The 8,782-nt window shown below is 71.9% G+C and carries 5 protein-coding genes and 2 pseudogenes; 3 read left to right on the forward strand and 4 right to left on the reverse strand.

Translation table 11 applies throughout. The features are described from left to right. Both VF697_RS12915 and VF697_RS12920 read left to right on the forward strand, forming a co-directional pair. Positions 1-226: pseudogene (locus VF697_RS12915) on the forward strand (Hsp70 family protein); the annotation flags it as partial. A gap of 37 nt (positions 227-263) precedes the next feature. Further along, positions 264-3,041 carry an Hsp70 family protein gene (locus tag VF697_RS12920; protein WP_331094752.1) on the forward strand — a complete coding sequence of 926 codons (2,778 nt, stop codon included), beginning with the start codon at positions 264-266 and terminating at the stop codon, positions 3,039-3,041. Between the two features lie 30 nt (positions 3,042-3,071). Here the strand turns inward: VF697_RS12920 and VF697_RS12925 are convergent, their stop codons facing one another. The 4 genes from VF697_RS12925 to VF697_RS12940 all read right to left on the reverse strand — a co-directional run bounded on the left by VF697_RS12925 (position 3,072) and on the right by VF697_RS12940 (position 7,809). Further along, positions 3,072-3,695, reverse strand: a complete 624-nt coding sequence (locus tag VF697_RS12925; RefSeq protein ID WP_331094754.1) for a DUF2378 family protein — start codon at positions 3,693-3,695, stop codon at positions 3,072-3,074. A gap of 280 nt (positions 3,696-3,975) precedes the next feature. Continuing rightward, the gene (locus VF697_RS12930) at positions 3,976-4,371 is read right to left on the reverse strand and encodes a hypothetical protein (RefSeq protein WP_331094756.1); all 396 of its coding nucleotides are present in this window, start codon (positions 4,369-4,371) and stop codon (positions 3,976-3,978) included. A 228-nt stretch (positions 4,372-4,599) separates the two neighbouring features. Next, positions 4,600-6,441 (reverse strand): bifunctional UDP-sugar hydrolase/5'-nucleotidase, encoded by a 1,842-nt coding sequence (locus VF697_RS12935; RefSeq protein ID WP_331094758.1) that lies wholly within the window; start codon positions 6,439-6,441, stop codon positions 4,600-4,602. Between the two features lie 45 nt (positions 6,442-6,486). Beyond that, complete coding sequence (locus tag VF697_RS12940) at positions 6,487-7,809, reverse strand: myxosortase-dependent phytase-like phosphatase (protein ID WP_331094760.1); 1,323 nt, start codon at positions 7,807-7,809, stop codon at positions 6,487-6,489. Between the two features lie 288 nt (positions 7,810-8,097). Here VF697_RS12940 and VF697_RS12945 point away from each other — a divergent pair. After that, positions 8,098-8,782 (forward strand): annotated as a pseudogene (locus VF697_RS12945) (hypothetical protein); the annotation flags it as partial.

Genomic DNA, 8,782 nt, shown 5'->3' on the forward strand with positions numbered 1-8,782 from the left:
CGACAAGGTGGGCAGCATGGTGGACGAGGTGGTGGGCAACGACGAGTTCGAGGAGCTCGCCCCCATCGAGACGACGCTGCCGGGCACGCCCGCGCCGTTTGGAGACCTCACCCCCGTCAACCTCCAGGCCGCCGTCACCGAAGTGGGCACGCTGGAGCTGCGCTGCCTGCAGAAGGACGGCCCCGGCAAGTGGAAGCTGGAGCTCAACGTCCGCATGAAGGAGTAGAAGGAGCCCGCGGCCAGGGAGGGCCGCCCGCACGCCTATGCACATCGTCGGCATCGACCTCGGAACCACCCACTGCGCTGTCGCCTCGGTGGACCCCAGCAAGGGCCCCACCGCACCGGTGGAGGACTTCCCCGTCTTCCAACTGGTGCGCCAGGGGGAGGTGAGCCCGCGGTCGCTACTGCCCTCGTGCGTCTACGTGCCCGCCGGCCATGAGCTGGCGGCCGAGTCGCTCCGCCTCCCGTGGGGCGAGGGCGGCCCGCAGGTGGTGGGCGAGTTCGCCCGCTGGCAGGGGGCCCGGGTGCCGGGCCGGGTGGTGACGTCCGCGAAGAGCTGGCTGTGCCACCCGGGCGTGGATCGCTCCGCCCCCATCCTTCCGTGGGGGGCTCCGGCGGACGTGGCGAAGCTGTCCCCGGTGGAGGCGAGCGCCCTGCTCCTCGCGCACATGGCTCGCGCGTGGAACCACGCCCACCCCGAGGCGCCGCTGGCCCAGCAGGAGGTGGTCATCACCGTGCCCGCCTCCTTCGACGAGGCGGCTCGCGCCCTCACGGTGAGCGCCGCGCGCAAGGCGGGCCTGGAGAAGTTCACCCTCCTGGAGGAGCCGCAGGCGGCCTTCTACGACTACACCGCGCGCCACCGGAAGGACCTGGCGCAGTCGCTGGAGGACGTGCGGCTGGTGCTGGTGGTGGACGTGGGCGGCGGCACCACGGACTTCACCCTCGTGCACGCGGGCGTGTCCCCCGAGGGCCCCATGCTGCGGCGGCTCGCGGTGGGCGAGCACCTCATGCTCGGCGGCGACAACATGGACGCCGCCCTGGCCAGGCGCTTGGAGGAGAAGCTCTTCCCGGAGGGCAACCGGCGCCTGTCCGCCACGCAGTGGACGCAGGCCATCCAGGCGGCGCGCACCGCCAAGGAGGCACTGCTGGGCTCGACTCCGCCGGAGCGCTACGGCCTGTCCCTGGTGGCCGAGGGCAGCCGGCTGCTGGGCGGCTCGCTGTCCACGGACCTCACGCGCGAGGAGGCGGAGGCCCTCGTCATGGACGGCTTCTTCCCCCGCTCGGGCGCGCAGGAGCGTCCCCGGCGCGTGTCGCGCATGGCGCTCCAGGAGCTGGGCCTGCCGTACGCGCAGGACGCGGCCATCACCCGGCACCTGGCGGCCTTCCTCGCGCAGCACGCGGCGGCGGGCTTCGCGGCCCTGGGCGAGACGGCGCCCTCGGAGGGTGCCCTGCCCCGCCCCGATGCCATCCTGCTCAATGGGGGTGTCTTCAACTCGCCGCGGCTGGCCGCGCGGCTGGTGGACGCGGTGAGCGCATGGTGGCCGGGAGCCCCGCGCATCCGGCTGCTCAAGCACGAGTCCCTGGAGCTGGCGGTGGCGCGCGGCGCGGCCTACTACGGGCTGGTGCGGCGCGGACACGGCCTGCGCATCGGCGGTGGCGCGGCGCGCGCGTACTACGTGGCCCTGCAGCGCTCGGCGGACAGCACGGAGCAGCCGGTGCTGTGCCTCATCCCCCGAGGCTTCGAGGAGGGCAACCAGGTCGACATCGGCGAGCGCTCCTTCACGCTCACCCTGGGGCGACCGGTGCAGTTCACGCTGTCCTCCACCACGAGCGACCGCATCGACAAGCCGGGCGACGTGGTGCCGCTCTCGGAGGATCTGAAGCCCCTGCCGCCCATCCACACCATCCTCAAGGGCGGCGCGGGGAAGACGGCCGAGGTGCCCGTGCACCTCCAGGCGGGGCTCACGGAGATCGGCACGCTGGAGCTCTTCGCCGTGTCGAACGTGGCGGACGAGCGCTGGCGGCTGGAGTTCGAGCTGCGGGGCACGGGCGGCGAGCGCGAGCTGACCGTCACCGAGTCCATGCCCGCGCGCTTCGCCGAGGCGAAGGAGAACGTGGAGCGGGTGTACGGCAACAAGCCGCTGCCCATCGGCCCCAAGGACGTGAAGCAGCTCTCGCGCACGCTGGAGAAGGTGCTGGGCCCGAAGGAGACGTGGCGGGTGCCGGTGCTGCGCGAGCTGTGGAGCTCGCTCTTCGCGGGGGCCTCCAAGCGCCGCCGGACGGCGGACCACGAGCGCGTCTTCTACAGCCTGACGGGCTTCACGCTGCGGCCGGGCTTCGGCTACCCGCTGGACCACTGGCGGGCGGAGCAGACCTTCGGGCTCTTCGAGCAGCTCGTGCAGCACCACACCGAGAAGGCGGTGTGGATTGAGTTCTGGGTGATGTGGCGGCGCATGGCGGGCGGGCTGAGCGAGGCGCAGCAACGCAAGCTGTACGACTACCTCAAGCCGCACCTGGCGAGGAAGGTGCCCCCGGAGGGGACGCAACCGCACACCAAGCTCAAGGGCATCGTGCCCGAGGGCCTGGACGAGATGGTGCGCACGGCGGCCTCGCTGGAGCACCTCGACCCGAGCGACAAGGCGGAGCTGGGGCAGTGGGTGGCGGCGCGGCTGAAGGCGGAGAGCAAGAGCGGCGGCCCGTGGTCGTGGGCGCTGGGACGCCTGGGCGCGCGGGTGCCGCTGTACGGCAGCGGCCACAAGGTGGTGGACGTGGAGGTGGCGGAGTCCTGGCTGTCGCTGCTGCTGGAGCTGGACCTCAAGCGCATCGACGGGGCGCAGTTCGCGGCGGCGCAGCTCGCGCGGCTCACCGGGGACCGGATGCGGGACCTCAGCCCCGAGCTGCGAGCCAAGACGGCCCAGGCCCTCCGAGCGGCGAAGGCGGCCGACACCTGGGTGCGGATGGTGACGGAGGTGGTGGCGCTGGAGGCCGCGGATGAAGCGCGGGCGCTCGGCGACACGCTCCCGGCGGGTCTGCGCCTGTAGTGCCCTCCCCCGCGCGTTGGCGCGGAGGGCTCACTCCCAGGAGAAGGCCAGCTCGATGCTGAGATCTCCTGTCCTCCTCGCGCGCACCTTCACGTTCTGCACCCCGAGCCGTGCGGCGATCGAGAGCGCTCCCCCCTCGTGGTACGGCAGGGGAGTGAAGGTGCGTTGGACGGCGAGGATGCCGCGCTTCGGCCCCATCCAGATGACCGACGGCTCCGAGTAGGCCATCACGACCTTGTAGAGCGCCTGCAGGGCACGCACCCACTGCATGGGGTCCGCCCCGCCCATCAGTTGTTGTGCCGACCGACCCACCTTGGAGGCCATGTAGATGTCCCCGGACATCCACCCGATCTGTCGCAGGGACTCCTCGACACTCCCATACTTGGGGCACAGCGCCCGCGCCGCGGCCTCGAGCAACCGCAGCAGGGAGCTGGTGGGGTAGTTGAAGAACTCGACGAACTCCGTCTCCCCGCTCGCCTCCAGACATCTCTGCACCATCGCCTCGTCCACCCCGAGCTCCCGGAGCGTCCTCAACGTGGCCATGAACAGGATGCCGCGCGTGGTGTGCTCCGGCGTCGCCAGGAACAGTCGCTGCGCCAGGTCCTGCTCCGCGTCGTACCCGGAGCCGCTGTCCACCTCGGTGTCATCGCTCATGCATCCGTCCCAGGCGACCTCGGTTCTCCACGCCCCCGCATTCAAATACTACCCCCCCTGGGGCGGATAGTACCCCCCTGATTGACAGGGCCGCATGCGTGGAGTCCCTCACAGGACCCTCTCGGACGCTCGCCTTACATCCAACCCTTCTGCCTGGAAGAAGAAGGAGAACCCCCTCCGCTCAGGGCGCGATGCAGGGTAGATCCCTCCAACGAGGGTCGAAGCGAAGCGCTCCGCCCCTCGGAAGGACACATCCCCTACGGATCAGCCCGAGCGGACCTCAGCCCTGCGAGGCGACGGCGATCGGTGCCTCGTCCTCGAGGGCGACGGCCGGAACCGGCACCACCTGGAGGTTGGGCGTGACCGCGACGGGCGCCTGGGCCATGGCCTCGGTGACCTGCTCCTCGGCCTTGGGCTTGCGCGTCCCGGCGCCGGAGCGACAGGTGCGGCACCACGGCTGGTTGCGGATGGCACCGTCCGCCATCTTCCGCAGACCGAACTGCGCCAGCGGCTTGAGGCTGCGACACTTGATGCACATCAGCGAGATGAGCACCTCGTGCCCGTCGGCATCATAGACCGCCGACTTGCGCCGCTTGCGCGGCTGCCCCGGCTCGCGCGTCGTCTTGGCCTCCTTCGAGGCCGGCGGCGGCATCATCGGGGTAACCTTGTAAAGCATGTGTGTCCCTCCCTGCCGGCGGAACGTGATCGGGCCTCGAAAGGCTCCACGGATCACGACGCGCCTGCGCCAGAGTAAGGAGGAATTCGGAAGTTGGAAACTGATCGGAGGCCGATTTTTGGCCTCCGGCGGAGATCCGTCCGGATCTCGGCCACTTGCGCATGCTCCCGGAAAGTGGCCGATCGCGCGCGAGCCGAGTTTCCGGCCCGCGCGGGGTCGGCCTCGGGCTCAAGGCGACTCGGAGCGGGGGGCGGCGGGGGCCTTGGAGGCGCAGCTCGCGCCCTCCTCCACGAAGCTGATGCGGCCTGTAGCGGGCACCGAGATGGGCGTGCCGCGCGTCTTCCACCAGGTGGCGAGCGCGTCCCGGAGGATCAGCTCGCGGCCGACGCCCAGGTCGATGCGCTCGGGAGGCAGCTGCGACAGCACGGCGCCAAGGCCCGCGGCGCCGCGAGCGAGGAAGTCCGGCATCACCACGCGGTAGAGGCGGCTGGACTCCAGCGGCTTGCCATTGGCCAGGGTGACGTCCCGCAGGCGCTCGGGGCCGGCGCAGCGCGCGAGCTTCACCTGGAGACCCGACTCCTGGAAGACGCCGGAGCCCGAGCCATAGGCGGCCGCCAGCAGGCGCCGCAGCTCGTCCCCGGTGACGGTGACGACGGCCACGGTGTTGTCGAAGGGCAACACCTCATACAGGTCGCCATAGGTGAGGGCACCGGCCTTCAGGTTGGCGCGCAGCCCGCCGGAGTTGAGGAGGGCCACATCCGCCTTCTCCATCTCCCGCAGCGCGTCCGTGAGGACATCGCCGAGCGCGCTCTCGCCCTCGTAGTTGCGCCCGAGGGGCGCGGTGACGGTGACGCCGAGGGGCCGGCGCTGCTCCTCCGCCACGCGCGCGAGCGCGGGGGCCACGAGCGCCTCCACCTCGGGCTCAGCCACCACGGGCGCGCCCAGGAACGTGGCGGGCACGAGCTGCACCGAGGCGCCCAGCTCCTTCAGCTTGCGCGCGTCACAGCTCCCGCTCGTTGCCTCCACCTGGGCGCACACGGGCACGGCGGCCTGGAGGCGCGTGCGCTCCGGCAGCACCTTGCGGCTCACCGGGTCCACGAAGAGCTCCACCACGCTGAAGGAGCGGCCCAGGCCGGAGGTGGAGACGACGGGCACCTCGCCAAAGAAGTGGCCCATGGCCTGGTGGGTGTGGCCGGCGAAGATGGCGTCCAGCGTGCCCGGCGGCAGCGCCTCGACGAGGCCATAGATCTCCCCGTCCTCCCGATTGCAGCTCGAGGTGTCGCGCGGGTTGGAGAGGTCGGCGCACTTGCCACCGGCGTGGGCGATGGCCACCACCACCTCGGCGCCCTGGGCCCGCAGGCGCCTGGCGGCCTCCAGCGTGGTGGGCATCATGTCCTCGAAGCGCAGGGTGGCCACGTGGGCGGGGTTGGAGATGCGCGGGGTGGACGGAGTGGTGAGGCCCACCACGCCCACCTTCACGCCCTGGAGCGTCACCAGCAGCGTGCCGTCATTGCCGAGCCACGCCGGGTGCTGGCCGGTGGCGGCGTCGCGGACGTTGACGGTGAGCAGCGGGAAGCGCGCCTGGCGGATGCGCGCGGTGAGCGCTCCGACGGGATCCTCGCCCGGCCCGGGCACCGCGCGGGGGCCCACCGGCCCGTAGTCGAACTCGTGGTTGCCGAGCGCGGCGGCGGCGTAGCCCAGGCGGTTGTAGACGTCGATGACCGCGGCGCCCTCGGTGAGGTTGGAGGCGAGCGTCCCCTGGAAGAGGTCTCCCGCGTCGAGCAGCAGCACGCCCCCCGGGTTGTCCGCGCGCAGCCGGGCCAGGTAGCCGGCGAAGACGGCCGCCCCCCCCTCGCGCACCGTGAGGCCACCGGGCAGCGCGGTGTCGTGGGGCATCAGCCAGCCGTGGAAGTCATTGGTGCCCACCAGCGTGAGCCGGACGGGCTCGGCCTTCAGGGCCTGGGGCTGGGCGGGAGGAGTCTGGGAGGACGACTCCGCGGGACGCGGAGCGCTGGCGCAACCGGCGACCGCGAGGGCCACCAGCGCGAAGAGGAGTCGGGAGGGGTACATGAGGGCGCCGAGTTGAGCCCAGCCGCCCCCGGCAGGCAACCGACATCAGGCTCCGCGGCGCCGGCGCGAGAGCAGCAGCACGCCCGCCAGCACGAACAGCACCGAACCCGACACGGACACCGAGGAGCAGTTACACCCCGCCTCCCCCAGCGCGCGATCATCCGGCACCGAGCCAGGAGGACCAGGTGGCGGTGGTGCGGTGACGACGGGCTCTCCTCCTCCGCCCGCGCCTCCATCCGGCACGCCGCCGTCCGTGGCATTTCCCCCCCCGGTGTCCACCAGGAGGTTGGGCGTGAAGCGGGCGGCGAGCGCATTCCAGGGGACGAGCTTGAAGTTCTCGGCGCCCCCGACGTTGGCGCCATCGTGGACGGCCACCATTCCCAACGGGAAGCGGGTGCCCAGGGAGCGATTGCTCACCACCACGTGGCGGGGATTCTCCACCGCGTCGATTCCTCCGGCCGTGACGAGGGTGAAGCTGCCCCGGAAGGTATGGGCGGAGGGGGCCCGATCGTAGACGCGCACCGAGTCCGCGCCCCCATTCACCGCCAGCAGGTAGCCCCTGTCGCCGGACCCCGCGTAGAGCGCCACGCCCCCCAGCGGCTGCACGAGGCCCCCGCCGCCGACGGTGTCCACGGAGGTGCGGGCGTCCGCGGCATCGGGCTCGGCGCCGTACCGCCAGATGCCGACGTTCTGCTGGACCACGTAGAGCGCGCCCTGGGCATCGTCGACGGCCAGGCCCACCACGGGTCCTCCCACGTTCAAGGAGCGGACCAGGGTGGACGTGGTGCCCGCGTCACTCTGGGTGGCGGTGAGCTCGAATTGCCGGAGGGCGCCCGTCTCACTGCCCGCGAAGGCGAAGACGCGCCCGGTGGTGGGGCTCACGTACAGCGCCACGCTGTTGGGCGTGAAGCCCTGAGCGGTCATGGTCGCCAGCCCCGCCCGGCGGAGGTTGAGCGTCGTGGGGTCCACGAGGTACGCCACGAGGCCCTGGAGTGACTGGTTGGCCACCACCACCAGTTGCTGGGAGATGCCCCCCAGCGAGACGCCCTCCTGCACGTCCACGCCCAGCACGATCCCATCGGGGGGCTGCGCCCGTCGGGTGCCATCGAGCTGGTAGACGAGGAGCCCATTCTGGTTGTCCGCCACGAGGAGCAGGCTGTTGGCCGGATCGCTCGGGTGGACCCACACGGCCGCGCCCGCGACCACGGTCCCGGTGCCGAGCACCCCCTGGGTCTCCAGCGTGGGCTGCACCTGGACCGTCTGCTGGGCGAGCGCGGGCAGGCCGAGGAGAAGGACGGCCAGGGAAAGGAATGTTCGCGAGCGCACGAGGGCCTCCAGGGGCTGTTTCCGCCGCAACGTGGTGGCCACGACCCTCCGTGTGCGCAAGGCGATTTCCCCGGGAAGGTCGACCCCCGGTCAGAGTGACGCGCCCCGCCATGGCATCCGTCCAGGGGCGTACGCGGGACTCGCGCCCGGGTGCTCCGCCATCCTGCCGGACATGCACACCGGTGAGGGGGACACAGGGCGTGTCGGTGCGGGTGGCGATCTTCAACGTGGGCATGCTGCTGGGGACGGCGCCGAGGTCTCGCGGGCGGCTGCCGGGGCGGCCTGAGAAGCCCACCCGCCGGTGAGGTATCCTCTCCGCCAAGGAGTCACATGGCGAACGGGCACAGAAACACGAGGCGGGCCGACGAGACGCGCATCGCCCCGCTGGGGGAGGACGAGCGCACGCCGCCCCCGGTGCGGGCAGCGGGACGGTCGAACGAGACGCGCATGGCCCCCCTGGCGGAGTTCGACGCCTCGCCGGAGCCGGCCCCCTCGGCGGGCGAGTCGAACCGGACCATGTTCGCCACCCATGCGGCGCTGTTCGCGGACCGGCTGCGGGACAAGCTCTCCAAGAAGATCTACGGCCGCAATCCGCACCGGGTGCTGCGCATCGACGAGCCCGAGGGTCCCAGCACCGCGGGAGGACTCCTGGCCCGGCAGTGCATCTCGCTCATCCCCCGGCGCGGCACGGCGCCGACGATCGTCTGCGGGTGGGTGGACGTCGCGAAGAAGGAGGCGCAGCTGCGCAGCCACGAGTCGCTGGCGAGGCGGTACGAGGCCCAACATGGCACGCGGATCGACATCTCGGCGGAGGACTACGAGCGCTGCCTCGATGACCTGGTGAACACGCTGCTCGCGGGCGACATCAAGGTCCGGGTGATCGTCCCGGAGGACTCGACGCCGGCCCAGGCGCCCTCCCCTCCTCCGACGGCCCAGGGTCAGAACTTCCCCCCCTGGCTGGCGGGGGTGGCCGCCGCGGTGACCTTCCTGCTCGGCCTGCTGCTGGGGCGGATGA

Origin of the sequence: Archangium sp., assembly GCF_036388035.1 — a bacterium.
GTDB lineage: Bacteria > Myxococcota > Myxococcia > Myxococcales > Myxococcaceae > Archangium.

Excerpts from the sequence above, each read along its gene's own strand:
- VF697_RS12920 (WP_331094752.1), top strand. The coding sequence starts at position 264 with ATGCACATCGTCGGCATCGACCTCGGAACCACCCACTGCGCTGTCGCC.
- VF697_RS12925 (WP_331094754.1), bottom strand. The coding sequence starts at position 3,695 with ATGAGCGATGACACCGAGGTGGACAGCGGCTCCGGGTACGACGCGGAG.
- VF697_RS12930 (WP_331094756.1), bottom strand. The coding sequence starts at position 4,371 with ATGCTTTACAAGGTTACCCCGATGATGCCGCCGCCGGCCTCGAAGGAG.
- VF697_RS12935 (WP_331094758.1), bottom strand. The coding sequence starts at position 6,441 with ATGTACCCCTCCCGACTCCTCTTCGCGCTGGTGGCCCTCGCGGTCGCC.